A 26,223-nucleotide genomic window follows, 5' to 3' on the forward strand; every position below is an offset into this window, starting at 1 on the left:
AGGGGAGGGTAAAGTCACTTGCCCTTCCACACCGGATCGCGCTTTTCGGCGAAGGCGCGGAACCCTTCCATATTGTCTTCCGAACCGTACAGCGCATCGACCGTCGCCAGTTGCCGGCGCGTTACCTTGTTCATGGCGTCCTGGAAGGTCAGCGCCTCGGCCACCCGCGCCGTTTCCTTGATCGCGGCGAAGACCAGCGGCGGGCCGCTGGCGAGCAGGCGGGCGATCTCCCAGACACGGTCCTCAAGCTTTTCCTTGGGCAGCACCTCGTTGACCAGGCCCCAGCGATGCGCTTCGGCGACATCCATCCAGCGGCCGGTGAGCAAGAGGTCCATGGCGACATGATAGGGAATGCGCTTCGGCAGTTTGATCGTTGCCGCGTCGGCCAGCGTGCCGGCGCGGATTTCGGGGAGCGCGAAGGAGGAATGATCGGAGGCGTAAATGAGGTCGCAGGACAGCGCCAGCTCGAAGCCGCCGCCCACCGCCATGCCGTTGACGCAAGCGATGACCGGCTTGTTCAGGTCGCGCAATTCCTGCAGGCCGGCAAAGCCGCCGACGCCATAGTCGCCGTCGACCGCGTCGCCGCCGGCGGCTGCCTTGAGGTCCCAGCCGGCGCAGAAGAACTTGTCGCCGGCTGTCTTGACGATGGCAACGCGAAGTTCCGGGTCGTCGCGGAACGCCTTGAAGGTCTCGCCCATCAGCCGCGAGGTCTTGAGGTCGATGGCGTTGGCCTTGGGCCGGTCGAGCGTGACCTCGAGGATCGAGCCTTCGCGACGGGTCGAAATGACGTCAGACATTCTTGTTTTCTCCCAGCACCAGCAGCGCATCGGCGATCCAGGCGCCCTTGCCTTCGACGCAGACGATCAGCGGGTTGATGTCGAGTTCCTCGATCTCGCCGGCATTCTTCTGCACGAAACCGGCAATGCCCGCGATGGCGTCGATGGCGGCCGCGACGTCGGCCTTCGGCCGGCCGCGATAGCCTTCAAGCAGCGGGAAAAGCTTCAGGCCGCGCAGGGCCGCCTCGATGTCGTCACGGGTCGCCGGCAGCATCAGCGTGACGCTGTCGCGCAGCAGCTCAACCAGAACGCCGCCGGTGCCGAGCGTCATGACAGCGCCGAACATCGGATCCCTGGTGAAGCCGACGATCAGTTCGGCGACGCCGTCGCGCACCATGCGCTCGACATAGAGGCCGGTGCCGAGGGGCAGCAGGTCATGCGCTGCCGTGCTGACGGATTCGGCGTCCTTGAGGTTGAGCCTGACGGCGCCGACCTCGGATTTGTGGGTGACGCCCAGCGCCTTCAGCGCGACGGGAAAGCCGAGCGCCATCGAGGAGATCACCGCCTCGACCGCATTGCCGGCGCGCTCGCCCTTCGGCACGGGAAGCCCGGCCTTGATCAGCCGCGCCTTGGCTTCAGCCTCGTCGGGGGTGACATGCTCGCCTCCGGCAGCGCCGGAAGCAGAGGTGTCGACCGGCTGCGCCTGCGGCTCAGCCCAAGCCCAGCCGATGAAGGCTGCCGCGCCCGCGGCATCCATCGCCTCGGAAATGCCGAACAGCGGCACCATGCCGCGCGCCATCAGTTCGGCGGTGTATTCCTCGGGCAGGTTTTCCGGCAGCGAGGAGACGATGGCGCCATGCGCCTTGTTGGTCTTCAGCGCAGATTCGAAGGCGCGCAGCGTCGCCCACCAGTCGGTGACCGAGCAGCGGTCCGGGCGCGGAAAGTCGAGCACCAGCATGTTGAGGTCGAAGGCGCCCGACACCATGGCGGTGAAGGTGGCGGTCATCGCCGGCTCGTTGTTCCAGATGAAGGTGTGATAGTCCAACGGATTGGCGACCGCGACCAGCGGCCCAAGCGTCGACTTGACATGGGCTCGGTGCGTTTCCGTCAGCACCGGGAAATTGACCCAGCGGCCTTCGGCGCTGTCGGCCATGACGGAGGCTTCGCCGCCCGAACAGCTCATCGACGAGAGGCGATAGCCGGGCAGCGGACCGGTGACGTGCAGCAGCTTCAGCGCCTCGATGAAGGCGGGGATGGAATCGACACGCGCAATGCCGAGCCGCCTCAGGAAGGCGCCCGAGGCCGCATCCGAGCCGGCGAGCGAGGCGGTATGCGAAACCGTCGCCTGCCGCGCCTGTTCGGAGCGGCCGACCTTCATGGCAATGATCGGTTTTTTCAGCTCGCGCGCCCTGGCGGCCAACCGTTCGAAGCCGGCTACGGAGTCAAAAGCCTCGATGTGCAGGCCGAGCGATGTCACCCGCTCATCCTCGATCAGGCCAAGCGCCATTTCGGAGAGGCCGGTCTGCGCCTGGTTGCCGGCTGTCATCAGGAAGGCGATCGGCAGGCCGCGCTTCTGCATCGTCATGTTGATGGCGATGTTGGAGGACTGGGTGATGATGGCCACACCCTTGCCGCCCTCCTCCAGCCTGATGCCGCCATGCTGGTCGGGCCACAAAAGCGCGCCGTCGGCATAGTTGATCAGGCCGTAGCAGTTCGGCCCAATGATTGGCATCTCGCCGGCGGCGGCAACCAGTTCGGCCTGCAGCCGCTCGCCATCGTCGTCATAGGCCTCGGTCTCGAGGAAGCCGGCGGCAAAGCAGACGGCGCCGCCGGCGCCGCGCTCGGCCAGCGCCTTGATGACCTCGATGGTCAGATGGCGGTTGACGCCGACAAAGGCGGCATCCGGCGCGCCGGGCAGATCGGCGACCGACCGATAGGCCTTGCGGCCGGCGACTTCGTCCTTGGTCGGGTGCACCGGCCAGATTTCGCCGGCAAAGCCCATCTTGATGGATTGCGCGACGACGGCGGCGGCCTGCACGCCGCCGAAGACGGCGATCGATTTCGGGCGCAAGAGACGTTCGAGTTTATGCATGGTCATCTTTTCGTTTGAGCGCGATCTCAGGACAAACGATCTCGTTTGTCCGACAAAGCCGGATCCCGGCCTGGGCGCATCATGCTCTAAGCTCCGAACGGACGCAGCAGCGCCCGCGAAATAATGTGTCGCTGAATCTCCGACGTGCCTTCCCAGATGCGCTCGACGCGGGCGTCGCGCCAGATGCGCTCCAGCGGCAGGTCGTCCATCAGCCCCATGCCGCCATGGATCTGGATCGCCTCGTCGGCAACGTAAGCCAGCATTTCGGTGGCTTTAAGTTTGGCCATGGCCATGTCCTGGTCGGTGACAGTCCCCTGATCGTACTTCCAGCCAGCTTCGAACACCATCAGGTCGGCGGCCTTCAATTCCGTCGCCATATCGGCGAGCTTGAAAGACACGCCCTGGAACTTGCCAATCTGCTGGCCGAATTGCTGGCGCTGCGCGGCGTATTCGACGGCGTGGCCGAGCGCGCGCTCGGCGCGGCCGAGACAGGTGGCGCCGACCTGCAGGCGGGTGGCGCCAAGCCAGGAATTGGCGACGTCGAAGCCCTTGTGCACTTCGCCCAGAACCTGGCTCGCCGGCAGGCGGCAATCGTCGAATTCGAGGATGGCGTTGGTGTAGCCGCGATGCGAGACGTTGCGGTAGCCGTCGCGCACCGTGAACCCCTTTGTGCCCTTGTCGACAAAGAAGGCGGTGATCTTCTTGCGCTTGCCGCGCGGCGAATCCTCTTCGCCGGACGCCATGAAGACGATGGCGAAATCAGCGAGATCGGCGTGGGAGATAAAATGCTTGGTGCCGTTCAGCACCCAGTCGTCGCCGTCCTGCACCGCGGTCGCCTTCATACCACGCAGGTCGGAGCCGGCGCCCGGCTCGGTCATCGCCAGGCAGTCCCATTTCTCGCCACGGATGCAAGGGAACAGGTATTTTTCGCGCTGCTCGGGCGTGCCGGCCAGCAGGATGTTGGAGGGACGCGCGACGCAGGTCCAGTGCAGCGCGTAATTGGCGCGGCCGAGTTCCTTTTCGTAGAGCAGCCAGGTCACGGTATCGAGGCCTGCGCCACCGACATCCGCAGGCATGTTAGCGGCGTAGAGACCGGCCTCGATCGCCTTGGCCTTGATCTCCTCGATCAGTTCGCGGCGCAGCACGCCGGTGCGCTCGACCTCGCGCTCATGCGGGTAGAGCTCATTCTCGACGAAGGCGCGCGTCGTCTCAACGATGAGTTTCTGTTCGTCCGAAAGACCGAAATCCATCGTCTCAGACCTTCTTCTTTTTCTTCGGCTTTTCCGCCTTCTTTACCGGCTTGGCGGCCTTGGCCTTCTCGGCGGCCTTGGAAGCCGCCGGCTTCTTCGCCGCCAGCTTGGCGAGCTGCTTGGTGTAATCCTTGTGCAGCGCGCCGGCACCCCAGCCCTTGCCCTTGTTCTGCTTCGAAAGCGCGTCCATGATCGCGACCAGATTGTCGTCGCGGATCTTTTCCAGCTCACGGATCGACAGGCCATGCGCCTGGTCGTCCGACTGGGTGGCGATCAGGTCGACCAGTTCGTCGTTGAATTCCGGCACGTCCATCAGCTTGGTCCACGGCCATTTCAGGCAAGGTCCGAACTGCGCCATGAAGTGGCGCATGCCGGCCTCGCCACCGGCGACGCGATAGACCTGGAACATGCCCATCTGCGCCCAGCGCAGGCCGAAGCCATAGCGCATGATGTCGTCGAGTTCCTCGACGGTGCAGATGCCGTCCTTGATCAGCCACAGCGCCTCGCGCCATGCCGCTTCCAGCAGGCGGTCGCCGACGAAGGCCTCGATCTCCTTGCGGATGACCACAGGCTTCATGCCGATCGAGGCATAGATCTCCTTGGCGACCTCGATGGCCTCCGGAAAAGTCTGGTCGCCGCCGACGATTTCGACCAGCGGCAGGAGGTAGACCGGGTTGAACGGGTGGCCGACGACCAGCCGCTCCGGATGCTTCTTCATCGCCACCTGCATGTCTGTCGGCTTGATGCCGGAGGTCGAGGAGCCGACAATGGCGTTGGCCGGGGCATGGGCATCGATCTCGGCCAGCACCTTGTGCTTGAGGTCGAGCCGTTCCGGCACGCTTTCCTGGATGAAATCGGCATCGGCCACCGCCTCGGCGATGGTCTTGGCGAAGGTCAGCTTGCCCTCTTTCGGCAGGCCGCCGGGTACCATCTGCTTGTAGGCGCGGCGCGCGCCCTTCATCACTTCCGAGACCTTGCGCGAGGCTTCCGGATCCGGATCGAAGATGGACACGTCGATGCCGTTGAGCAGCAGCCGCGCCACCCACCCCGCGCCGATGACACCGCCGCCAATGGCGGCCGCCTTGTTGATGATGCTCATGCGGAAGCTCCGGTTCTTGTCCTGGCTGTTTCGGGATCAATGAGAGGCACACGCTCGCCGGCGCGGATCACGGCTGCGTCGTAGGCCTTGCGGGCGAAGACTTCGAGCACGAAGGGCCGGAAGAATTCGATCGGCAGCGTCTCGTAATCGGGGTCGAAGCTCGACTGGTCCCAGCGCTCGCAGAACTGGTCGCAATCATCGAAATAGGCGTGGCCGGCGAAGCGGTCGCGCGCATGGCAGTCGCCGCCGAGATGATGGGCGTAATAGAGCCGCTGGAAGTCGCCGTGCTTTTCCACCACCCAGGTGCATTGCTCGCGCACGAAGGGTTTCAGGATCGAAGCGGCGTATTCGTCGTGATTGTAGGGCGCGTAGATGTCGCCGATGTCGTGCAGCAGCGCGCAGGCGATCCAGTCGGTGTCGGCGCCGTCGCGCCAGGCGCGGGTCGCCGCCTGCAGCGAATGGCCGAGCCGGGTGATCTTGTAGCCGGACAGGCCCTCGTCGAGCTGGACCAGCGCGTCGAGCAGCCGCTCGCCGGTCCTGGCGGCATAGTCGATTTCATGGGCGGTCAGGAACTCGTAATCGTCCTTGTCGCCATCCTTCATCGCGGTGAATTTGACGGTGGCCATCTCAAACCTCCGCTTTATGCCGCGGCTGCGATCGGCGCCCGCTTGGTCAAATTAAGCTTCTTGCGCACTTCCTCCGGCCCGAGGATCCGGGCGCCGAGATTGGTCACGATGCTGGCGGCGCGCTCGACGAGCTGCGCGTTGGTGGCCAGCACGCCCTTGTCGAGCCAAAGATTGTCTTCCAGACCGACGCGGACATTGCCGCCGGCGAGCACGGCGGCCGCGGCATAGGCCATCTGGTTGCGGCCGATGGCGAAAGCCGACCAGTTCCAGGTCGAGGGCACGTTGTTGACCATGGCCATGAAGGTGTTGAGATCGTCAGGCGCGCCCCACGGCACGCCCATGCAGAGCTGCACCAGCGCGTCGGGGTTGAGCACCTTCTCCTCGACCAGCTGCTTGGCGAACCAGAGATGGCCGGTGTCGAAAGCCTCGATCTCCGGCTTGACACCGAGCGCCGTCATCATGCCGCCCATCGCGCGCAGCATGCCGGGCGTGTTGGTCATGACATAATCGGCTTCGGCGAAGTTCATGGTGCCGCAGTCGAGCGTGCAGATTTCGGGCAGGCACTGGCGCACATGTTCCATGCGGTTGGTGGCGCCGCCCATATCGGTGCCCTTTTCGTTGAGCGGCAGCGGCGCTTCCGGCGAGCCGAACACCATGTCGCCGCCCATGCCGGCCGTGAGGTTCAGCACGACGTCGACGTTGGCGTCACGGATACGCTCTGTGACTTCGCGGTAGAGATGCACATCGCGGCGCGGTTTGCCGGTCTCGGGGTCGCGGACATGGCAGTGGACGATCGCCGCGCCGGCCTTGGCCGCGTCGATGGCCGAATCGGCGATCTGCTTGGGCGAACGCGGCACATGCGGAGAGCGATCCTGCGAACCGCCGGACCCGGTCACGGCACAGGTAATGAAAACCTCACGGTTCATCGCAAGCGGCATGGAATTCTCCTCCCAATTCGAACTGCCATGCATGTCGCCCAAAAGTGGGAACCGGTTTTGGGACAACGACATGCACAGGGACGCGCATAACATTGCTCGACTTGCAGGCGGCTGCTTTGCGCTTTACGAAGACGACATGATAAAAAGCGAAAAATCTGATATCTTTCGCCCCGAGCAGTCACCGCTCAAGGTGACGCTGCTGGTGTTTTCCGGGGCATCCATCATGTGCGTGGCATGCACCGTCGATCCGTTGCGGGCCGCCAACCGCATCGCCGGCGAGACCCTGTTCGACTTCAAACTGGTTTCGGTGACCGGGGAGGCGCCGGTCACGACATGCGGCCTGCCCATAGCGGTGAGCGGCCGGTTCGATGCTACTGATACAACCGATGTCCTGATCGTCGTCGCGGGCTTCGGCACGCAGAATTATGCCACGTCGGCCTTGCTCGCCGGCCTGCGCCGCGCTGCGCGGTCGGCCCGCGCCTGCGGCGGCGTCGAGGCGGGCACATGGCTGGTGGCGCGCGCCGGCCTGCTGGAAGGGCGCAGCGCCACCACCCATTGGGAGGACATGGAGGATTTTTCTTCGGCCTTTCCCGGCGTCGACGTGCGCCCCGATCGCTACATCATCGACGGACCGGTGTTCACCACGGGCGGCGCGTCGCCGACGCTCGACCTGATGCTGCACCTGATTCGCACCCGGCTCGGCATGGCGGTGGCGCTCGATGTGGCAAGCGCGTTCATCTACGACCAGGCGCGCGTGGCGACCGATGCGCAGCCGCTGGTCTCGCTTGGCCGGCTCGACGGCTATGATCCACGCCTGGCGCAAGCCATCCGGCTGATGGAAGCGCATGTCGACCAGCCGCTGACCATTGAAGCCATAGCCAAGCGCGCCGGCGTGACGGCGCGTACGCTGGAAAGCATCTTTCGCAAGTCGATCGGCGAGACGCCGGGGGCCTATTATCTCAGGCTGCGCCTGGGGGCCGCGCGCCGGCTGGTGGTCGACACGCGGGTGGCCATGGCGGATATTGCCGGGCGGACAGGATTCTCGTCCGCCGCGGCATTTTCCAGAGCATTTTCAAGAGCGTTCGGCGAAGCCCCGGTCAGGTTGCGCCGGGGTTAGGTCAGGGATTAAGCGGCGTTCTGCCTGTCGCTGCCGGCGTCGATCTGCGAGCGCATCTGTCTCACCAGCCGGACTTCAAAACGGTTGCTGACGGCGCGATCCCATTCGTTCTTCACGTCGTCGGTCGGCCGCGGCAGCGCCATCAGCCGGTCAATGATCGATCCGGTCTCCCCGGATGAGAGCAGGGCGTCGATTTCGCGTTCGTGCTGCATATCGGTTCGCCTCCTTCCTTTTCACCCGCCACAGGCCCCTCTTATACGAGATACGTGACGGCAGTTTGAAGGCAGGAGCGAGGTCATTGAGGGGCGGCCAAGGGCAAAACCTTGTCGCCAGATGGGCGCCTTGGCGCAAAGCCGTTCCGCGCGCGAAAGTCCGAATCAGAGGGAGGTCAGCCCAGCCGTTTCTCGAACAGCACGGTGGTGAAGCCGCTGTCCCATTCGTCATCGGGATAGCGGTCTTTTTCGACATAGCCGAGCGCCTTGTAGACATTCTGGGCGCGTTCGTTGAACGTGTCGGTCTCGAGCCGCACCTGGCGGTATCCGGCGGCGCGAATCGCCTGCTCGGCGTGCGACAGCAGCTTGCCGCCGACGCCCTGGCCCTGATGGCTGGCCCTTACATGCACGGCTTCGATGAAATCGCCGCGCCAATGGATCAGGCCGGCGATCTCATTGTTGATCTCGGCAATGGTGAACTCCGGCCAACTTTCCTCGACATAACGCCCGCCAAGATCGGTTTCGACATAGCGCTGCGCCGATGCCTGGGTGATGTGGGGCAGCCAGGTGCCTTCGAAGGTTTCCCGCAGCACTTGCTTCAAGGCCGCGACGTCGCCCGCCTGCGCCTTGCGCACCGTGATCCGCCCGTTTGCCATTGTCATCTCCCTTCGGGAGAGCGGACTTGCAAAAGGCGATCACGGCGGCTTTCAGCCACGTCAGGCAGATGTCGGTCCAGAAGCCGGGCTTCAGACGTAGCGGTTGACGATGTTTTCCAGCAATTCCTGGCGGCCGGAGCGCGGCTGTGGCTCGATCTTCTTCTTGACCACGCGCTCCGCGATGTCCTCCAGCGTGCGCTTGCCCGACAGCATCGCCTTGCCTTCCGCCGTGTTCCAACCGGCATAGCGTTCGGCCAGCGGCGCGGACAGCGCCTTGTCCTCGACCATGCGGGCCGCGGCCTTGAGGCCACGTGCGCAGGCGTCCATGCCGCCGATATGGCCGATCAGCAGGTCCTGCGGATCGAGCGACTGGCGGCGCAGCTTGGCGTCGAAATTGGTGCCGCCGGTCTTGAAGCCACCGGCCTGAAGGACCTGGTAGTAGGCCAGCGCCATTTCCGGCACGTTGTTGGGGAACTGGTCGGTGTCCCAGCCCGACTGGTAGTCGTTGCGGTTCATGTCGATGGAGCCGAAGACGCCGAGCGCATTGGCCAGCGCCAGCTCGTGCTCGAAGGAATGACCGGCGAGAATGGCGTGACCCTGCTCGATGTTGAGTTTTACTTCCTTCTCCAGGCCGAAGCGCTTGAGGAAGCCATAGACCGTGGCGACATCGTAATCGTACTGATGCTTGGTCGGCTCCTGCGGCTTCGGCTCGATCAGGATGGTGCCCTTGAAGCCGATCTTGTGCTTGTAGTCGACGACGAGGCTGAGGAAGCGGCCGGCCTGTTCCTGCTCGCGGGCAAGGTCGGTGTTGAGCAGCGTCTCATAGCCCTCGCGGCCGCCCCACAGCACGTAATTCTCGCCCTTCAGCCGCTTGGTGACGTCGATGCAGCTTTTCACCGTCGCCGCCGCATAGGCAAAGACATCCGGATCGGGATTGGTGGCGGCACCCGACATGAAGCGGCGGTGCGAGAAGAGATTGGCCGTGCCCCAGAGCAACTTGACCCCGGTCTGCTTCATCTTGGCCGAAAAATAGTCGGCGATCTCATCGAGGCGGGCGGCACTTTCGGAAAAGTCCTTGCCCTCGGGGCGGACATCGGCGTCGTGGAAGCAGAAATAGGGCGCGCCGAGCAGCGAGAACATCTCGAAGGCGACATCGGCCTTGAGTTTCGCCAGTTCCATCGTGTCGATGCCACCGGCCTTGGGGAACCAGGGACGGTCGAAGGTCTGGCCGCCGAAGGGGTCACCACCCGGCCAGGCGAAGGAGTGCCAGTAGGCGACGGCGAAGCGCAGATGGTCTTCCAGCCGCTTGCCGGCAACCACCTCGTCGGGATTGTAGAAGCGGTAGGCCAGCGGATTGGTCGAATCCGGCCCCTCATATTTGATCTTCTGGATGTCGCCGAAAAATCCGCTGCTCATGATTTCTGTCCTCTCTCGAATAGTTCGCCCTGATTACCTCAGGCGTAATTGGTTTCGGTCCTGCGCTGGTCGAAAAGGCTGATGTCAACAAACAAAGGAGACAGACCATGACCGACCTCAACAAAATCGCCGAGGGCTACATCACCGCCTGGAACGAAAGCGATGCCAGCCGCCGCGCCGATTTGCTGAAGGCGACCTTCACCGAAGACGTCAGCTATCGCGATCCGCTGATGCAGGGCGACGGCCATGACGGCGTCGCGGCGCTGATCGACGGCGTGCAGCAACGCTTTGCTGGCTTCCGTTTTTCGCTGAAGGGCACGCCGGACGGGTTTGCCGACAAGATCCGCTTTTCCTGGAATCTCGGACCTGAAGGCGTTCCTTCGGTCATCGAAGGCACCGACATCGGAATCATCGAGAACGGCCGCCTGAAGAGCATCACCGGGTTTCTTGATAAGGTGCCGGCGCAGTGAGGCTAATTTCGTAGAGGCAGCGTGAGGCCCCCCTCTCTGGCCTGCCGGCCATCTCCCCCTTAAGGGGGGAGATCGGATGTCGCGTCGGCTTTCGCCAATCTCCAGCGTTGCAAAAATGAGCGGGGCGCCAACACTGCCAATCTCCCCCCTTGTGGGGGAGATGCCCGGCAGGGCAGAGGGGGGCGCCTCGCACATGCTCACGCGGTTACAGCCCTGATCGCCGGATACAGCGCCCGGTAGCGCTGATAAGCGTCCGCATACGCTCCGCCGAGCGCAGCATCCGGCTCAATGGTAGCATCCGTCCTGGGGGCGGAGCAGACGGCCAGCGGATCAGCGCCGGTCGCCGCGATCAACCCAAGCCGCGCCGCACCAAACGCCGCGCCGAAATCGCCGTCGGCTGGAATATCCACCGGCACTTGCAGCGCGGTGGCGATCGATTTCAGCCAGTAGCGCGAGCGTGAGCCGCCGCCGATCGCTGTTACCCGCGTCAATGTGGTGCCCGCAGTTTTCAAGGCTTCGAGACTGTCGCGGAAGGCAAAGGCAACGCCTTCGAGCACCGCCTGCGTCAGCACGGCGCGGCTCGATTCATGCGCCAGCCCGGTGAAGGAACCGCGGATGGCGGAATCATTGTGCGGCGTGCGCTCGCCCGAGAGATAGGGCAGGAAGGACACGCCGGTCGGCGCCTTCAGCGCGTCACCGAGTTCAGCGGTCAGTTCGCCGGCGCCCCTGCCTGATATTTCCGACAGCCAGTTGAGCGAATCGGTCGCCGACAGGATGACGCCCATCTGGTGCCAGGTATCGGGCAGCGCATGGCAGAAAGTGTGGACAGCACTTGCCGGGTTGGGCAGATAGGACGCGTTGGCGGCAAACAGCACGCCCGACGTGCCTAATGAGACAAAGGCATGGCCGGCGCCGACCGTGCCCATGCCGCAGGCCGAAGCCGCATTGTCGCCAGCGCCGCCGGCAACCGGGATGCCCGCCTCGACGCCCCATTTCGACGCCAATTCGCTGCGCAAGCCGCCGGCCTTCTCAGTGCCCTCGACCAAAGACGGCATCTGCTTCTCGTCGAGCGACGTTGCCGCCAGCAATTCGGGCGACCAGCGGCGCTTGCCGACATCAAGCCAGGATGTGCCAGCCGAGTCGGACATTTCGGAAATGTGCTCGCCGGTCAGCCAAAGCCGCAGGAAATCCTTCGGCAGCAGCACCTTCGCCACCTTGGCGAAGACGGCGGGTTCGTTGTTCTTCACCCAGGCGAGCTTGGGCGCGGTGAAGCCGGGGAAAACGATGTTGCCGGTGAGCGCGCGGAAGCGCGGATCGGCGTCGAGCGCGGCCGCCTCGACATGGCTGCGCGTGTCGTTCCACAGGATGCAGGGGCGCAGCACATGATCAGCCGCATCGAGCAAGGTGGCGCCATGCATCTGTCCGGACAGGCCGATGCCTTTCACCGCCGCGAACTGCCTGGGATGGGAGGCCTTGAGTTCGGCGATCGCGTCTTCGCAGGCGCGTATCCAGTGGGACGGGTCCTGTTCGGACCAGCCGGGATGGGGCCGCGAAACGTCAAGCGAGCCATGGCCGGAACCGACGACGGTCTGTCCGGCGTCGATCAGCAGCGCCTTGACGCCCGACGTGCCCAGGTCGAGGCCGAGATACATGTCATCCTCCCATGCCATTATTTTTTTCGGATCTCGAAAAAATCTGGCTGAGCCAGTTTTTAAGGCAAGATCCGCTTGCGGTCAATTCTCTGACAAATCGGCCGCGCGTCGTGCAAGCAGCGCCGACAGCGGACTGTCCGGCCGCGCCATCGAACGCTCCGCCGTGAGCGCCCCGGCGAACGCGCGGTCGCCGGCCCGCAAGGCCGCTTCGATCAGCGTCAGGTCGATGACATCGCGCTGTGCGTGGCTGCCGCCGAAGCGGTTGGCGATCGCCCGGATCGGCCGGATCAGCTGCACGGTCTCGGTGTAATTGCCCTCGCCGAACGCCTTGATTGCCCGCGTCAGCGGATGGCCGACATCCCGGGTGAAAGCGACGTTGTCGCCGCTGCCACGCATCGCCTCGCGCTGCGTCTCCAGCAAGGCAAGGGCGGGTCCGTCGAGGCCGGCACCGACGAAGGCCATCATCGCGTGCGCATCGTTGAAGGCGTAGTCGCCGAGGCCGGCCTTGGGCCAATTGGCAGCGAGCGCGATCCAGCGGTCGCCGACATCGATGCCGCCAAGATAGAGCCGCCACAGGAGTGCCGACGCATCGACCATGTTCAGCGCCATCGCCGATGGTGTGCCGTAGATCGGTCCGTCATAGAGCGCCAGCACCTGGTCGGTCTCGCCGAGATCGTAGTGGAACAGCGCCAGGTGCCACCAATTGTGCACCTGCAGGAAGCTCTCCTTTGTCCAGGCGTCAGGATTGGCGCGCATCCAGGCGATGCCATCCCTTTGCCGGCTTTGCATTTCCATGACATGCGCGACCGCATGCTGCGCCCAACCGTCGCGCGGCTCGATCTCGACCGCCGCGCGACCAAGCTTTTCGGCCCTGGCATAGTCGCCCATTTCCTCCAGCCCGAAGGCCTGCATCCCGAGGATGGCGTGGTAGCCAGGCATGCCGCTCTGCCAGGACGGCAAGGCGCGGGCGATGCGGTCACGCAGCATGCGGGCATTGCCGGTGAAGAAGTCGATCTGGTGCCCGACCTGCAGCGCCAGCCCGTCGAGCGGGGTCTCGATGGCGATATCCTCGAGAATCCTGGCGGCGTCATGCCAGCGCCCGTTGGCGAGGTGGCCAAGGGCCAGAACGTGCGCCTCTTCGCGCACCGTCGCGGCAAGCGGCAGCGCCGCCTCGTGGCAGGCCCTGGCCACCGCCGTCGCGTCGCGCTCGGTGGCGAGGCCGAACAGATAGCCCTTGAAGACGTGCGCCATGACAAAACTGGGGTCCTGCGTGATGGCACGGTCGACGGAGGCGACGGGATCGCCGATGAAGCACAGCAGTTCACGCACGGCTTGGCTGTAGGGCGTGAACCCGGCTTCGGTGGCGCCCGAAAATGTCAGGCCGAATTCGTCCCTGATTGCCATGCAATGTCCTCTGATCGACCCAGGACAAGCCCCGGAGCCTTCGGGCCAAGGCGATCTTAAAGCATGGGCCACGGACATGCCAATCATGCACTGCACAAGGTCTATCCCAGAAGCCTTTGCAGTTCATCAACCACGGAATGCAGATTAGGCTTTGTAAACTCGAGCGAATTGTGGCTTCATTGCGGCGCGGCGAAGGGCTTGTAATCGCGATCTGAGAGGGGACGCGATGCGGCATCTTGAAATACAGCGTCCGAACAGCTGTTTGGAAAACGTTGATGAGTCGATTTCTTTGTTGCGGCGGAAGCCTCGGCAAATCCATCCATGGTTTATTAGCTTACTTGCAAGTACGACGCTTGTGTTGCTGCCGAATTCCGCGGCCCTGGCGGCTTGCGTGCTGGTTCCGTCGGCGGGGAACACCACCTTCACCTGCGATAGCGGCGATTCGGGTGGCAGCCTTACCGATACCAGCGGCAACAACACGCTGACCTTTCCCGCCGGCGGCACCGGGCAGGTGAGCGGCAATGTCACCTTCGGCGCCGGCACGGACCGCATCAACATGCAGTCCGGCACCATCACCGGCACGGTCGACCAGGGCGACGGAACGGATTTCTTCACCATCGGCGGCGGCACCGTCGCCGGCAATGTCCAGCAAGGCGCCGGCATCGACGATTTCAACATGAGCGGCGGCCAGATCGGATCGCTCAACCAGGGCGACGGACTGGACACGTTCACGATGAAGGGCGGGCGCATCGTCGATTTCTTCGACGATGGCGACAACGCGGTGATGACCGGCGGCCGCATCGGCCGGGTCAACATGAAGCTCGACAAGAACTATTTCAACATGTCCGGCGGCACCATCGACCGCAATCTCGTCACCGGCTTCGACCAGGACACCATCATCCTCTCGGGCGGAACGATCGGCGGCAACATCAGCGTCAGCGGCGGCAATGACAGTGTGACAATTACCGGCGGCACTGTCGGAGGCGATGTGCTGATGAGCTTTGGCTCCGACAATTTCGTCTGGAACGGCGGCGGCATCATCTATGGCGCCGTCGATCTCGGCGCCGACAACGATACCGCCAAGCTCAGCAGCCTCACCAACGCCAATCTCGGCGGCACGGATGCCGTGAATGGCGGCCTCGGCACCGATACGCTGACCTTCGACAACGTCAAGCTGGACGGGATCGGCCGGGTCCAGAACTGGGAAAGCATCAGCGCCACCAACGACACGCAGCTGACGCTCGACGGCAATCTCGTGCTCGGCGACAGCGGCACCGGCACAGGCTCGCTCAGCGTCGATGCTTCGAGCACGCTCTATGGCGGCGGCTTCAACTCGACGATCCAGGCCTTCACATCAGGCCAGCTGGCTCAAGTCACCAATGCCGGGCGCATCGACCTGACCAACGGCACCACCGGCGCGACCGATCGGCTGACGATTTCGGGCAATTATATCGGGGCTGGCGGCGTGTTGCTCGTCCAGACCGAACTCGGCGACGATTCATCCGCGTCCGACAGGCTGGTGCTTTCGGGCGGGACGGCTTCCGGCTCGACCGGCATTTCCGTGGTCAATGTCGGCGGCGCGGGTGCCGCTACCACACAGGACGGCATCATGCTCGTCCAGGCGGTCAACGGCGCCACCTCAGGCGCCTCGACCTTCGCGCTCGATGGCCCGGTCGCCGCCGGCGCCTTCGAATACTATCTTTTCAAGGGCGGCGTCAGCGCCGGCAGCGAGGAGAACTGGTACCTGCGCTCGACGCTGGTAACGCCGACGACGCCGGCCGCGGCGCCACCGGCGCTCGAGCCCTCCCCGCCCGTTGAACCGGTGCCGCCCGCGGCCGAGCCGCCACCCCCGCCGCCCTCCGAACTGCCGCCGACGCCACCGCCGAGCGAGGGCGATATCAACAATCCGCCGGTCGACCCGACACCGCCCGTGCAGGCCAGCGACCCTCAACCCGAACCACCGCCACCACCACCACCGGCGCCGCCGGCGGATCCGCCCCCGCCGCCACCGGTGGTGCCGACTGCCGTGCCCGCCCTGCCGGTACCGGCGGCGGGCCAGGAAATCGTGCTCTACCGCATCGAGGTGCCGGTCTATTCGGCCTTACCGCCGGTAGCCGGGCATCTGGCGATGACGACGCTCGGCACGTTCCACGAAAGGCGGGGTGAGCAAAGTCTGTTGTCGAATCCGGAGCTGTCGCCGGTCTGGGGCCGCATTTTTGGCCAGGACGCCGAGATGGGCTGGTCGGGAACGGTTTCGCCCTCCTTCGACGGCAACCTGTTCGGCCTCCAGGCGGGCTTCGACGTGTTCGGCCGCGACACCGCCTCAGGTGGAATCGATCGCGCCGGCCTGTTCGTCGCCTATGCCCGCATGAAGGGCGATGTGAGCGGCCAGGCACTGGGATGGAACGATCTGTCCGTCGGCAGCCTGGACGTCAGCGGCACCAGCGTCGGCGGCTACTGGACCCGCATCGGCCAAAGCGGCTGGTACCTTGACGGTGTCCTCATGGCCACCTTCTTCGGCGGCGACGCGACCTCGTCGCGCGACATCGGCATCGATGTCGGCGGAACAGGCGTCACCGCTTCGCTGGAAGGCGGCTATCCCATCGCGCTGGCGCAGGGCTGGACGCTTGAGCCGCAGGCGCAACTGGTCTGGCAGCACCTGTCGCTCGACGACACCAACGACCGCTTCTCGTCGGTTTCCTTCGACACCGACGAGAGCGTCAGCGGCCGGCTGGGCGCGCGGCTGCAGGGCGAGACCACGATCAATGGTATCGCGCTGCAGCCCTACCTCAAGGCCAATATCTGGCACGATTTCGGCGGCACCAGCCATGTCAATTTCGACACCACCGACATCTCGACCGAGGGCCGGTCGACCTCCTTCGAGATCGGTGGCGGCGTGGTCGCTGAGGTGACCGACAAGGTCAGCCTCTTTGCCACCGGCGATTACACGACCAATCTCGGCGGCGACAAGCGCCGCATCCTTGAGGGCAATGTGGGAATCAGCGTCAAATGGTGAGACCCTCCGGGCCTCACCAAGCGTCAGGACATCAATTGCCCGAACGCATCGCCACGGTGGCGATGCCGGCGCCGACCAGCAGCGTGCCGCCGGTGCGGTTGAAGATGCGGATCGCCTTGGGATTGCGCACGACATTGCGGGCGCGCGCCGCGATCAGCGCGTAGCCGAACGCATTGGCGAAGGCGAGTGCCAGGAAGGTCGTCTCGAAGATCAGCATCTGCGTCCAGAAATCGGCATGCCGGTCGAGGAACTGCGGCAGGAAGGCGACGAAGAAGGTGATGCTTTTCGGGTTGAGCGCGGTGACCAGCCAGGCATGCGCCATCATCTTGGCCGAGGACACCGCATCGGTGCGCGGTTCGGCCTTCAACGCGCCGCCGGCGCGAAACAGCTTTACGCCGAGATAGATCAGATAGCCGGCGCCGATGAGCTTCAGGATGGTGAAGACGGTTGCCGACGCGGCGAGCAGCGCGCCGATGCCCAGCATCGACAAGGTCATGGCGGTGAAGTCGCCAAGCGCCACGCCAACCGCCATCGGCAAGGCGGTGCGCCAGCCCTGGCCGAGCGCATAGGACACGACCAGCAGGATGGTTGGTCCCGGTATGACGAGGAGGATGGTCGACGCGGCGGCGAAAGCGGCCCAGTTCTCGAAGGACATGTCTGTCTCCCTTGGGTTAAGGAAAAGGATAAATCCTCAGCCCAGGGGGAATGTAAAGAGGCCTGTTTTCTGTTTTTTGCGCAATTCCGGATGGCAACCGCCGTGCCGGAATTGCCACGATATCAATTGCGCCAAAGGCAGGTCGGCATCAGTTCGCGCCGCCCAGCGTGCTCACGATATCGGCCAGGCTGACATCGGCACCGAGAACCAATGCGGCCGCGACAATGGCAGCGGCAAAAAGCGTGATGTCGGTTTTTAACGTCTTGCACATGGAGGCCCCTCGCTGATCGCCCGATGCGTAGGAAAGGCCGGTGCCGGGATTATGACCCGACCTAGGTCTTTTTGTGCAGGAGCGTCCCGTTGGCGCGTCATTCGGGCCGGACCGATGCCGCCAGGCAAGGCGCAAATCCAGGCGACGCAAGGCATTCACGCTTTATCAACCATGAATGATGAAAATGCCCGCTATCCGGCCGGACCGTGCTTCCCGCCGACAGCGTAGGGTTTGGGTACATGCGTGAGTTGCCGCAAGGTCTAACGCCGCCACGAAACGGCGACGCAATCGATACCGATCATCATCTTTCCCGCCGCGCCGTCCTGTCCGGGGCAGGCGCGCTGGCGCTGCTCAGCGCCGCCGGCTGCTCGACCTCGGGCGACGGTGGTATGCCGATGCTCCAGCTCGACAATACGGTCACCGGTTCCGTGCCGCCGATGCGGCCGGCGATCAGCGTCGACAAGAACGTCACCAGCGCCGATGTGATGTATGCTGCCTTGACGGACAATGGTTTCAACGTGCCCGAGGTGCCGTATCTCAAGGTCAAGCCGGAATTCCGCCGCCAGATCGTCCTCGACACGACCGGCGAGGCGCCCGGCACCATCGTCGTTCATCTCAAGGAGCGCATGCTCTATCTCGTGCAGCCGGGCGGCGACGCCATCCGCTACGGCGTCGGCATCGGCAAGGACGGCTTCCGCTGGTCCGGCCGCGCCAACATCCAGTACGGCAGGGAATGGCCGACCTGGACGCCGCCGCCGGAGATGATCCAGCGCAAGCCCGAACTGGTGAAGTGGCAGGGCGGCCAGCCCGGCGGCCTGACCAACCCGCTCGGTGCGCGCGCGCTCTACATCTACCAGGACGGCAAGGACACCGGCTACCGCATCCACGGCTCGCCCGAATGGTGGAGCATCGGCCAGGCGATGTCGTCGGGCTGCGTGCGCCTGATCAACCAGGACATTATCGACCTCTACAGCCGCGTTTCGAAGAAAAACCCGGTCGTCGTCATCTGATCGCGGCCGCTGTTCGCGGCCGCCAGACTCTCCCGTTGCGCGATAGCGAAAGACAGGCCAAGGTGCCTTGAACACCATCGCTCGGGAGACGTCAGGAATGGCCGGAACTTTTGTCATCGCGCAAGGCGGCGGCCCAACCGCCGTCATCAACCAGACGGTGGTCGGCGCCACGCTGGAGATCCGCAAGCGGCATCCCGGCGCCAAGGTGCTGGGCTCCATCCATGGCGTGCGCGGTATCCGTGACGGCAACTATGTCGACCTGTCCGCCATCCCGGAAGACCGCCTGCGGCTGATCGCGGGAACGCCGAGCGCGGCACTCGGCTCGACGCGCGACAAGCCAGATGCTGCCTATTGCGATGTCATCCTCAACGGCCTGAAGAAAGCCGGCGCCGACGCCTTCATCTACATTGGCGGCAACGACACGTCGGGCACGCAGCAGATCCTGACCGATGCCGCCGGCGGCTCGATCGCCTTCGTCCATGCGCCGAAAACCATCGACAATGATCTTGAGGAAAACGACCACACGCCGGGCTTCATCTCGGCGGCCGAGTTCGTCGCCGGCGCTTTCCTCTCCGTCGACCTCGATTTCCGTGCGCTTCCCGGCATCTATGTCGGCATCGTCATGGGCCGGCATGCCGGTTTCCTGACCGCGGCGGCGGCGGCCTGGCAGCTCGATCCCGACAGCGGCCCGCATCTGGTCTACGTGCCGGAGCGGCCGTTCTCGGCCGCCGGCTTCATCGACGACGTGCGCGCCACGCTCGACCGCCACAAGCGCTGCATCGTCGCCGTGTCGGAAGGGGTGAGCACCGCCGACGGCAAGGCGCTGGTCGAAAGCCTGGTGCCGCCGGAAAAGCTCGAGCGCGACGCGCATGGCAACGTCAAGCTGTCGGGCAGCGACCTGCCGGCGGCGCTCGAACGCGCACTGGCCAAAGGCCTGCCGGGCAAGCGGGCTCGCGTCGACGCGCTCGGTTACATGCCGCGCGGCTATGTCGGCGCCATCAGCGCCGTCGACGCGCAGGAGGCCTTCGATGCCGGCGCCTTCGCCGTCTCCGTCGCCGAACAGGGCGGCGGCTCGGTGGCTTTGCAATATGATGGCAGCAAGACCGTGCTGAAGAAGGTGCCGCTGAAGAACGTTGCCGGCAAGACCCGCCACATGCCGGATGATTTCATGAAGCCCGACGTCAACCAGCTGTCCGAGGCCGGCATGGCCTATCTGAAGCGGCTGGTGCCGGAAAAGTACAAGGTCGGGAAGCCTTTCGTCTAATGGAGTGGTTCAGCAAGAGCACCGTCGACGAACAAACGACGATGCTGACCGAGCCGTTCGTGCATGACTATGTGCGCGCCAACATCTGGCATCTGCGCGGCCGCGACGCCGACCTCCTGGTCGACACCGGCATGGGCATCTGTCCGCTGGCGCCGCAGATCGATACGCCACGGGACAAGCCGCTGCTGGTCGTCGCCACGCACATCCATCTCGATCATGTCGGCTCGCTGCATGAATTTGCGTGGCGGGCGGGGCCGCGGATGAGTGCCGCGCAGTTCGAGAGCATGGATGAGGCGGCGACCTACGCCTGGATGTTCCACGATCTCGAAGGCGCCGTGTCGGAATTGCCGGCGCCGGGCTGGAGGGCCGCCGACTACAAGATCCCCCCAGCACCGCTGACGCGGACGCTTGACGAGGGCGACGTGATCGATCTCGGCGACAGGCAGTTCCGCGTCCTGCACCTGCCCGGGCATTCGCCGGATTCGATCGCGCTGCTCGACGAGGCCGACGGGCTGTTCTTCAGCGGCGACGCCATCTACGACGACACGCTGATCGACAGCCTGCCGGATTCCGATCGGGCCGCCTATGCCAGCACCATGCGACGCCTGCTCGACCTGCCGATCCGCGTCGGCCATGGCGGCCACGGACCAAGCTTCGACGGCAAGCGTATGCGTGAGATTGCAAAGACTTACATCCAGCAGACCGGCGAAATCTGAACGTCGCCAAGCCTTCGCACTGCCGGGAGCGGTCACGCGAACGTGGGACACTCATCCGGTCAAAAAGAATTAAATCTTTGTAATATAATCGAAAAAACCTAATTCGCCCGCATCCGAGTCCTAGATTCCGGTTTCATCGACCTGAACGGCCGCCGCATGAAGCGAGACAGGCGGCCGCGATGGCCGGTGCGCCGAATGGGCCGCCCTCTCCCAAGACGGGCCACGGCGCCGAACCCAATGTCTCGCACGGACAACGACCATGTCATCCCTCAACATTCTTCGCAGACATCGCGTCGCCGCATTGCTGGGCGCCGCCCTCATCATCTCCCCCTTCGTCGTCTCATTCGCTCAAAGTGCCGGCACTTCCGGCCTGAGCAACGTCGTCGCGACGACCCAGACCCCTGTCGCCGGCATCACCGCCCCCAACGGCTCCTTCGCGCCGATCGTGGCGGCCGACAAGCCCGCGGTGGTGACGGTCACAACCGTCATGAAAGCGCAGCCCGCAAATGACGACGGCGGCATGCCTCTCGGCAACTCGCCGTTCGACCAGTACTTCCGCCAGTTCTTCGGCGACCAGGGCATGCCGGCTCCGCAGACGCAGCCGCAGCAGGCGCAACGCGCCGAAGCGCTTGGTTCGGGCTTCATCGTCAGTGCCGACGGCACCATCGTCACCAACAATCACGTCGTCGACGGCGCCACTTCGATCAAGGTGACGCTCGATGACGGCACCGAGCTTCCCGCCAAGCTTGTCGGCCGCGACGCCAAGAACGACCTTGCCGTGCTCAAGATCAAATCCGACAAGCCCTTGCCGACGGTCAAATGGGGCGATTCCGACAGGCTGATGACCGGCGACCAGGTGCTGGCGATCGGCAATCCGTTCGGCATCGGCACCACGGTCACGGCCGGCATCGTTTCGGCACGCGGCCGCGACCTGCACAGCGGGCCGTTCGACGACTTCATCCAGATCGACGCGCCGATAAACCATGGCAATTCCGGCGGCCCGCTGGTGGACGTGAACGGCAATGTCGTCGGCATCAACACGGCGATCTATTCGCCCAATGGCGGCAGCGTCGGCGTCGGCTTCGCCATCCCGTCCGACCAGGCGCAAAAGGTCGTCGCCAAGCTGATGAAGGACGGTTCCATCCAGTACGGCTATCTCGGCGTCGAGATCCAGCCGGTGACGCCTGATGTGGCGAGCGCCATCGGGCTCGACCATGCCGGCGGCGCGCTGGTGTCCAAGGTCAACGACAGCTCACCCGCCGCCAGCGCCGGCGTCGAAGCCGGCGACGTCATCACCGGCTTCGCCGGACAGGACGTGAAAGACCCCAAGGACCTGTCGCGCGCCGTCGCCGATGTCGCCCCCGGCGCCAAGGAAACGCTGGATGTCTGGCGCAAGGGCAAGGCCATGCAGATTTCCGTCGATGTCGGGCAAAACAGCGACGATGTGAAGACGGCATCGGCGGACGATTCCGGTGCGCCGAGCGTCGAGCAGGGCTCCCGCGCGCCGGCGATCGGCATCGGCCTGATGGACATCACACCAGACATTCGCCAGGAAATGAACCTCGCCGGCAACGAGCATGGCGCGGTGGTCGCGCGCGTCAATCCCGACAAGGCGGCGGCCGCTGCCGGCATCCAGCCGGGCGATATCATCGTCGCCGTCAACCAGGCGCCGGTGAAGAACGCCCGGCAGGTCACGCAAGCGATCGCGCAGGCCAGCAGATCGGGCCGCAAGTCGGTGCTGCTGCTGGTCGAACGCGACGGCGGCCAACTCTATGTCGCCGTGCCGTTCGCCAATGGCTGATATGCGATGCCGATGAGATGAAATGCCGGATATGGCGGGCTTGGCGGCCCGCCATATCCGTATGCAGCTACAGTTTGCGCAGCGCCACTTCCTCGATCAGGTGGTCGGCGCCCTTGCGCAGGATAAGGTCGGCGCGGGCACGCGTCGGCAGGATGTTCTCGCGCAGATTCTTCAGATTGATGTTGGTCCACAGGCCTTCGGCGATGGCGCGCGCCGAATCCTCGGAGAGCTGCGAATAGCGGTGGAAGAAGGAGTCTGGATTGCGGAAGGCGGTCTCGCGCAGCCGCATGAAGCGGGAAATGTACCACTCGTGGATCAGCTTCTCGTCGGCATCGATATAGATGGCGAAGTCGAAAAAGTCGGACAGGAACGGCACGATCTTGCCGTCCTGCGGCAGCTTGCCCGGCTGCAGGACATTGATGCCTTCGAAGATCAGGATGTCCGGCCGGTCGATGGTGACGAACTCGCCGGGAATGACGTCATAGGTGAGGTGCGAATAGACCGGCGCGCGGACATCGGGCAGCGCCGACTTGATGCCCGAGAGGAAGCGCAGCAGCGCGCCGACATCATAACTGTCGGGAAAACCCTTGCGTTCCATCAGGTTTTCGCGGCGCAGCACCTCGTTGGGCAGCAGGAAGCCGTCGGTGGTGATGAGATCGACCTTGGGGCTCGACGGCCAGCGCGCCAGAAGCTCCTTCAGCACGCGCGCGGTGGTCGATTTGCCGACCGCGACGGAGCCGGCGATGCCGATGATGAACGGCGTCTTGACGATATCGACGGCGTTGAAGAAGGCCTGGCGCTGCCGGAACAGAAGCTGGCTCGCCTCGACATGGGCGGACAGCAGCCGCGACAGCGACAGATAGATGCGCTTGACCTCCTCGAGGTCGACCGGATCGTTGAGCGAACGCAGGCGGCGGAACTCGTCTTCGCTCAGCGTCAGCGGCGTGTCGGCGCGGAATTGCGACCATTGCTCGGCCGAAAAGAAACGAAAGGGGGAATATTTCTCGGTTGGCGCGAGCTGATCCATCGAGATACCTGCCCTCCCTCGCGGTCAGCCCTTGGGCCGTGACGCCTTCTCGGCGATGCCCGAACGCCCGGTGCGGCTTTCGAGCTCCTTGAGCACGTCGCTCAACGGAACACCCGAGAGGCCGAGAACGACGAGCCAATGATATATAAGATCGGCGCTTTCGGAAACGATGCCCTGTCTGTCGCCCTTGACGGCGGCAATCACCGTCTCGACCGCCTCCTCGCCGAGTTTTTGGGCCGCCTTGTCGATGCCGCGCGCGAACAGTTTCGCTGTCCAGGACTCCGGATCCCCGGAATGGGCGCGGTCCCTGATGATTGTCTCCAGGTCGGAGAACGAAAATTCAGCCATGGCGCTAGGGCCCTTTTCTTAGCCGGAAAGGCTCTAGGGCCGATCGACCGAGGAGTCCAGCCGCATCGGCAACCCCGCGGCGGCCATATGCGCCTTGGCCTGTGCGATCGTGTAGGTGCCGAAATGGAAGATCGAGGCCGCCAGCACCGCGCCGGCATGGCCGTCGCGAATGCCTTCGACCAGGTGATCCAGCGTGCCGACGCCGCCCGAAGCAATGACCGGGGCGCGCACCGCGTCCGCGATCGCGCGGGTCAGCGCGATGTCGTAGCCGGCCTTGGTGCCGTCGCGGTCCATCGAGGTCAGCAGGATCTCGCCGGCGCCGCGATCGACCATTTTGCGGGCGAACTCGACCGCATCGATGCCGGTCTTCTCGCGCCCGCCATGGGTGAAGATCTCCCAGCGGTCGGCCTCGCTGGCGCCGGAGACCTTCTTGGCGTCGATGGCGACGACGATGCACTGGTTGCCGAACTTGTCGGCCGCTTCGGCGACGAAATCCGGGTTCTTCACCGCCGCCGTGTTGATCGACACCTTGTCGGCGCCGGCCAACAGCAATTTCCTGATGTCGGCGACCTGGCGCACGCCGCCGCCGACGGTCAGCGGCATGAAGCACTGTTCGGCGGTGCGGGCGATGACATCGAAGATGGTTTCACGGTTGTCGGACGAAGCGGTGATGTCGAGAAAGCAAAGCTCGTCGGCACCGGCGGCGTCATAGGCCTTGGCCGCCTCGACCGGGTCGCCGGCGTCGATGAGATCGACGAAGTTGACGCCTTTGACGACACGGCCGTCCTTGACGTCGAGGCAGGGGATGACGCGGGCTTTCAGCATCAGCGGCCCTCTATCGTGGCGATGAGATCGTTGAGCAGCTGGCCGACCAGCGGCGGAACATCGGCCCGCGCGTCGAAAGCCGGATCGTAGGCGGAAACGGTGATGCCGACGACCGGCACCGCAAGCGCCATGGCGCAGGCGGCGTCGCGCAACTGTTCGGGACTTGGCCCGCCTGACGTGGTGTAGCGGTTGGCCTGGAGCGCCTTGGGGTCGTGCACGTCGAGATCGAGATGCATGTGCACGCTCTTGGCGCCGGCGGCGTGCAGCTTTTGCGTCGCTTGCCCAACACCTGGACATTCCGTGCGGATCACCGGCAAGGTCTCGAGGAGTTCTTTCTCGGCCGGATCGAGATCGCGAGCGTTGACGAGCACGCAGCGCGACGGATCGATCGGTTTGAAGCCGGGAATGGCCGATGCCATCGGGCGCCAGCACAGACCAAGCACGGTCGCCAGCGCCATGCCGTCGAGAAAGCCGTAGATGGAGGTTTCGGGCGTGTTGAGATCGCCATGCTGGTCGGCCCAGATGATCGCATCGGCACCCTCGCCGGCGACCGCGCCGGCTGAGGTCAGGCAGTTTCCGGCGAGCACGATGGGAAAACGCCCCCTGTCGATGGCAATGCGGACCTCGCCCGAGACGGCGTTGCAGACGGCGAACCCGGTGGCGATCTCGCGCTCCTGTTCGGCGCCGACCCTGCCGATATCCTCGACGGCCACGTCGTGACCGGCGATGGTCAGGGCATCGACCAGACCGCCAGCAATCAGCGCATCCGGGCCTTGGCCCATGCCGCCGTGATAGTGGCCGCTGTCATAGGAGGCCAGGATGATGGCGATCTTCACGTTTTCGCCTCCGCCACCGGCCGACCCTGCAGGATCGCCAGCGCCTCGGCCGGATCGATGCGGCCGTCATAGAGCGCGCGGCCCGAGATGGCGCCTTCGAGCTTTCGTGCGTCGGGCATGGTCATGCGCACGATGTCGGCGATCGAGGCCAGACCGCCCGAAGCGATGACCGGGATCGATACGGCCTCGGCGAGGTCGATTGTGGCGTCCCAATTGATGCCGGTCAGCACGCCGTCGCGGTCGATGTCGGTGTAGATGATGGCCGCGACGCCGGCGCCCTCGAATTTCTTCGCCAGTTCGACGACGCCGAGGCTCGACGCCTCGGCCCAGCCCTCGACTGCCACCTTACCGCCCTTGGCGTCGATGCCGACGGCCACCTTGCCCGGGAAAGCCTTGCAGGCCTGCCTGACCAGGTCGGGATCGCGCACCGCCACCGTGCCGAGGATGACGCGGGCCAGCCCCCGGTCGAGCCAGTCCTCGATCTGTTCCAGCGTGCGGATGCCGCCGCCAAGCTGCACCGGATTCTTGGTCGCCTTGAGGATGGCGCCGACCGCGGCGCTGTTGACGCTCTGGCCTTTGAAGGCACCGTTGAGATCGACAACGTGCAGCCATTCGAAGCCCTGGTCCTCGAAGGCTTTCGCCTGCGCCGCGGGATCATCATTGTAGATGGTGGCGGTCGCCATGTCGCCGTGCTTCAGGCGCACGCATTGGCCGTCCTTGAGGTCGATGGCAGGAAACAGGATCAC

General features: G+C 64.6%; 25 protein-coding genes. 7 read left to right on the forward strand and 18 right to left on the reverse strand.

Annotation, left to right across the window (positions count from 1 at the left end):
- Positions 1-14: 14 nt before the first annotated feature.
- From AC1DPX_RS02625 to bcoG, 6 genes are all read right to left on the reverse strand, one after another.
- Positions 15-797, reverse strand: a complete 783-nt coding sequence (locus AC1DPX_RS02625; protein ID WP_202356693.1) for a carnitinyl-CoA dehydratase — start codon at positions 795-797, stop codon at positions 15-17.
- Positions 790-2,868 carry an acetate--CoA ligase family protein gene (locus tag AC1DPX_RS02630; RefSeq protein WP_477234382.1) on the reverse strand — a complete coding sequence of 693 codons (2,079 nt, stop codon included), beginning with the start codon at positions 2,866-2,868 and terminating at the stop codon, positions 790-792. The genes AC1DPX_RS02625 and AC1DPX_RS02630 overlap by 8 nt, the downstream gene beginning before the upstream one ends.
- An 86-nt stretch (positions 2,869-2,954) precedes the next feature.
- Positions 2,955-4,118 (reverse strand): acyl-CoA dehydrogenase family protein, encoded by a 1,164-nt coding sequence (locus tag AC1DPX_RS02635; RefSeq protein WP_202356695.1) that lies wholly within the window; start codon positions 4,116-4,118, stop codon positions 2,955-2,957.
- A 4-nt stretch (positions 4,119-4,122) separates the two neighbouring features.
- The gene (locus AC1DPX_RS02640; RefSeq protein WP_202356696.1) at positions 4,123-5,217 is read right to left on the reverse strand and encodes a carnitine 3-dehydrogenase; all 1,095 of its coding nucleotides are present in this window, start codon (positions 5,215-5,217) and stop codon (positions 4,123-4,125) included.
- Positions 5,214-5,843 carry an HD domain-containing protein gene (locus tag AC1DPX_RS02645; protein WP_477234384.1) on the reverse strand — a complete coding sequence of 210 codons (630 nt, stop codon included), beginning with the start codon at positions 5,841-5,843 and terminating at the stop codon, positions 5,214-5,216. The genes AC1DPX_RS02640 and AC1DPX_RS02645 overlap by 4 nt, the downstream gene beginning before the upstream one ends.
- Before the next feature lie 14 nt (positions 5,844-5,857).
- On the reverse strand, positions 5,858-6,781 hold the full coding sequence (gene bcoG / locus AC1DPX_RS02650) for a 3-dehydrocarnitine:acetyl-CoA trimethylamine transferase BcoG (protein WP_032933947.1): 924 nt from the start codon (positions 6,779-6,781) through the stop codon (positions 5,858-5,860).
- Positions 6,782-6,917: 136 nt separating this feature from the next.
- Between bcoG and AC1DPX_RS02655 the strand changes: the two genes are divergently transcribed.
- Positions 6,918-7,898: a GlxA family transcriptional regulator gene (locus tag AC1DPX_RS02655; RefSeq protein WP_477234386.1), complete on the forward strand. Its 981-nt coding sequence runs from the start codon at positions 6,918-6,920 to the stop codon at positions 7,896-7,898.
- An 8-nt stretch (positions 7,899-7,906) separates the two neighbouring features.
- Here the strand turns inward: AC1DPX_RS02655 and AC1DPX_RS02660 are convergent, their stop codons facing one another.
- From AC1DPX_RS02660 to xylA, 3 genes are all read right to left on the reverse strand, one after another.
- Positions 7,907-8,110 (reverse strand): hypothetical protein, encoded by a 204-nt coding sequence (locus tag AC1DPX_RS02660; RefSeq protein ID WP_095203128.1) that lies wholly within the window; start codon positions 8,108-8,110, stop codon positions 7,907-7,909.
- A 176-nt stretch (positions 8,111-8,286) separates the two neighbouring features.
- The gene (locus AC1DPX_RS02665; protein WP_477234388.1) at positions 8,287-8,766 is read right to left on the reverse strand and encodes an N-acetyltransferase family protein; all 480 of its coding nucleotides are present in this window, start codon (positions 8,764-8,766) and stop codon (positions 8,287-8,289) included.
- A gap of 90 nt (positions 8,767-8,856) precedes the next feature.
- Entirely contained in the window at positions 8,857-10,182 is a 1,326-nt protein-coding gene (xylA, locus tag AC1DPX_RS02670) for a xylose isomerase (RefSeq protein WP_202356700.1), read from the reverse strand.
- Positions 10,183-10,289: 107 nt separating this feature from the next.
- Here xylA and AC1DPX_RS02675 point away from each other — a divergent pair, with 107 nt between their 5' ends.
- Positions 10,290-10,652 carry a nuclear transport factor 2 family protein gene (locus tag AC1DPX_RS02675; protein WP_202356701.1) on the forward strand — a complete coding sequence of 121 codons (363 nt, stop codon included), beginning with the start codon at positions 10,290-10,292 and terminating at the stop codon, positions 10,650-10,652.
- 197 nt (positions 10,653-10,849) lie between these two features.
- Here the strand turns inward: AC1DPX_RS02675 and xylB are convergent, their stop codons facing one another.
- Together xylB and AC1DPX_RS02685 are read right to left on the reverse strand one after the other, a co-directional pair.
- Positions 10,850-12,304 (reverse strand): xylulokinase, encoded by a 1,455-nt coding sequence (gene xylB, locus AC1DPX_RS02680; RefSeq protein WP_477235729.1) that lies wholly within the window; start codon positions 12,302-12,304, stop codon positions 10,850-10,852.
- Between the two features lie 81 nt (positions 12,305-12,385).
- On the reverse strand, positions 12,386-13,708 hold the full coding sequence (locus AC1DPX_RS02685; RefSeq protein WP_477234390.1) for a tetratricopeptide repeat protein: 1,323 nt from the start codon (positions 13,706-13,708) through the stop codon (positions 12,386-12,388).
- Between the two features lie 226 nt (positions 13,709-13,934).
- On the opposite strand from AC1DPX_RS02685, the gene AC1DPX_RS02690 reads away from it, so the two are divergent.
- A complete protein-coding gene (locus AC1DPX_RS02690; RefSeq protein ID WP_477234392.1) occupies positions 13,935-16,724 on the forward strand; it encodes an autotransporter family protein in 2,790 nt (929 codons plus the stop codon).
- Positions 16,725-16,755: 31 nt separating this feature from the next.
- Here the strand turns inward: AC1DPX_RS02690 and AC1DPX_RS02695 are convergent, their stop codons facing one another.
- Positions 16,756-17,379 (reverse strand): LysE family translocator, encoded by a 624-nt coding sequence (locus tag AC1DPX_RS02695; RefSeq protein ID WP_202356704.1) that lies wholly within the window; start codon positions 17,377-17,379, stop codon positions 16,756-16,758.
- Positions 17,380-17,527: 148 nt separating this feature from the next.
- Positions 17,528-17,809 carry a hypothetical protein gene (locus AC1DPX_RS02700; RefSeq protein ID WP_477234394.1) on the reverse strand — a complete coding sequence of 94 codons (282 nt, stop codon included), beginning with the start codon at positions 17,807-17,809 and terminating at the stop codon, positions 17,528-17,530.
- A gap of 80 nt (positions 17,810-17,889) precedes the next feature.
- On the opposite strand from AC1DPX_RS02700, the gene AC1DPX_RS02705 reads away from it, so the two are divergent.
- The 4 genes from AC1DPX_RS02705 (at position 17,890) to AC1DPX_RS02720 (ending at position 22,441) form a co-directional block, all read left to right on the forward strand.
- Positions 17,890-18,660: a L,D-transpeptidase gene (locus AC1DPX_RS02705; protein WP_477234396.1), complete on the forward strand. Its 771-nt coding sequence runs from the start codon at positions 17,890-17,892 to the stop codon at positions 18,658-18,660.
- A 97-nt stretch (positions 18,661-18,757) separates the two neighbouring features.
- Positions 18,758-19,924, forward strand: coding sequence for a diphosphate--fructose-6-phosphate 1-phosphotransferase (locus tag AC1DPX_RS02710; protein WP_477234398.1), 1,167 nt, complete (start codon positions 18,758-18,760; stop codon positions 19,922-19,924).
- Positions 19,924-20,640 carry an MBL fold metallo-hydrolase gene (locus tag AC1DPX_RS02715; protein WP_477234400.1) on the forward strand — a complete coding sequence of 239 codons (717 nt, stop codon included), beginning with the start codon at positions 19,924-19,926 and terminating at the stop codon, positions 20,638-20,640. The genes AC1DPX_RS02710 and AC1DPX_RS02715 overlap by 1 nt, the downstream gene beginning before the upstream one ends.
- Before the next feature lie 259 nt (positions 20,641-20,899).
- Positions 20,900-22,441: a DegQ family serine endoprotease gene (locus tag AC1DPX_RS02720; protein WP_477234402.1), complete on the forward strand. Its 1,542-nt coding sequence runs from the start codon at positions 20,900-20,902 to the stop codon at positions 22,439-22,441.
- 67 nt (positions 22,442-22,508) lie between these two features.
- On the opposite strand, the gene coaA is transcribed toward AC1DPX_RS02720, so the two are convergent.
- Genes coaA through hisA form a run of 5 tightly spaced genes read right to left on the reverse strand, consistent with a single transcriptional unit; the run spans position 22,509 to position 26,223 of the window.
- Positions 22,509-23,468: a type I pantothenate kinase gene (coaA, locus tag AC1DPX_RS02725; RefSeq protein WP_202356708.1), complete on the reverse strand. Its 960-nt coding sequence runs from the start codon at positions 23,466-23,468 to the stop codon at positions 22,509-22,511.
- Between the two features lie 24 nt (positions 23,469-23,492).
- Entirely contained in the window at positions 23,493-23,816 is a 324-nt protein-coding gene (locus AC1DPX_RS02730; protein WP_477234404.1) for a phosphoribosyl-ATP diphosphatase, read from the reverse strand.
- 33 nt (positions 23,817-23,849) lie between these two features.
- Positions 23,850-24,644 (reverse strand): imidazole glycerol phosphate synthase subunit HisF, encoded by a 795-nt coding sequence (gene hisF, locus AC1DPX_RS02735; protein ID WP_477235731.1) that lies wholly within the window; start codon positions 24,642-24,644, stop codon positions 23,850-23,852.
- A complete protein-coding gene (locus tag AC1DPX_RS02740; protein ID WP_477234406.1) occupies positions 24,641-25,477 on the reverse strand; it encodes an arginase family protein in 837 nt (278 codons plus the stop codon). The genes hisF and AC1DPX_RS02740 overlap by 4 nt, the downstream gene beginning before the upstream one ends.
- The gene (hisA, locus tag AC1DPX_RS02745; RefSeq protein WP_477234408.1) at positions 25,474-26,223 is read right to left on the reverse strand and encodes a 1-(5-phosphoribosyl)-5-[(5-phosphoribosylamino)methylideneamino]imidazole-4-carboxamide isomerase; all 750 of its coding nucleotides are present in this window, start codon (positions 26,221-26,223) and stop codon (positions 25,474-25,476) included. Before hisA ends, AC1DPX_RS02740 begins: the two co-directional genes overlap by 4 nt.

The organism is Mesorhizobium sp. 01N446 (assembly GCF_056399285.1).